This is a genomic window from Calidifontibacillus erzurumensis (assembly GCF_013303125.1).
GTDB classification, from domain to species: Bacteria; Bacillota; Bacilli; order Bacillales; family Bacillaceae_J; genus Calidifontibacillus; species Calidifontibacillus erzurumensis.
Window position 1 is genome coordinate 1 of the sequence record NZ_JABTTE010000060.1, and the last position, 1,109, is coordinate 1,109.

Below are 1,109 nucleotides of genomic sequence, written 5' to 3' on the forward strand. Positions count from 1 at the left end.
ACACTATTATGGGATTGTATTTTATGGGGGTTTATAGCAAATATATTTATTATTTTGGTGGTTTCTTTTTATGTGTATTCTTTTAATGATGGCGGCTCAGTATGCTTCCATTTTTTATTTGAAACATTCCACATAACCCTTCTTATTTAGTTATTACTGATATTACCGATGTTATTGAGGATTTTATCACCGTTGATTACATCAGCAAGAGGCCAATCTCTTTTTTCATTTGATTAATGACTTATATAATAAGTCATCAATCATATTGACATCAGTAAAGATCCAAAAGAATGGGGAGAATTATTGGGTGATCCAACCAATACAAACACTATTTTTGATCGGATTATCCATCGATCTGAAATTATTCATCTAAATCACGATGGTTATAGAATGAAACATAGAACTACTATTTTTGCCTAAAATGTAAAAAATAAAATATCGAAAACTATAACATTTTACTTGATGCTTAAAACGATCCTGTGCATTATGTAATACATGCTTCATACGCTTGCACTTTTTACGGTCATAGGAATGAAATTCCTTTTGATCCCGTCTTCTTACTCCATTTAGCGCCCAATAAATATAACGACAAAAGTGAAAGCGGTCAGCTATTATAACTGGTTTTCCCAGCGCACTTTCGACGGCTGCTTTAAAGGATGGACTCATATCCATAATCACAATTTGAACCTGACTTCCGTACTTTTGTAAGTATTGCTTTATGGTCTTTTTTTGCCAGTTGGGAAGTATATCTATTGGTTGTTTGGTGAACCCATCGGCTACAATTACTGGTATTTTCCTTCTTTTGTATCACCTTTATATTCATCAATGGCAATAACGGAAGGTAATTGTTCGACTGGACGAATAGCTCTACCTGCCAATTGAACAAATCGACGAACAACGGTAGATGCTGAAGTGCCTTATAGGCTCTATAATTTTTAGTGTTGGTGAATAAAAACCAACACTAATTTTTTATAAAAAAATAATGAGACAAGTGACAAAACTCAGGGAAAATGTAATCGCCAAACCACATTTGAAAGGAGTAATGTCACATGTTGTTTATTGCAAAATAGAAGTACAGAGATTTGCAGAGAATTTATGCAGAGCCAAGC

At 33.6% G+C, this 1,109-nt stretch carries 2 pseudogenes; one reads left to right on the forward strand and one right to left on the reverse strand.

What is annotated here, in order from left to right:
* Window positions 1-196 precede the first annotated feature (196 nt).
* A pseudogene (locus tag HR057_RS17195) lies at window positions 197-420 on the forward strand (ATP-binding protein); the annotation flags it as partial.
* A 15-nt stretch (window positions 421-435) separates the two neighbouring features.
* On the opposite strand, the pseudogene HR057_RS16760 reads toward HR057_RS17195, so the two are convergent.
* Window positions 436-917: pseudogene (locus HR057_RS16760) on the reverse strand (transposase); the annotation flags it as partial.
* Between the last annotated feature and the right edge of the window lie 192 nt (window positions 918-1,109).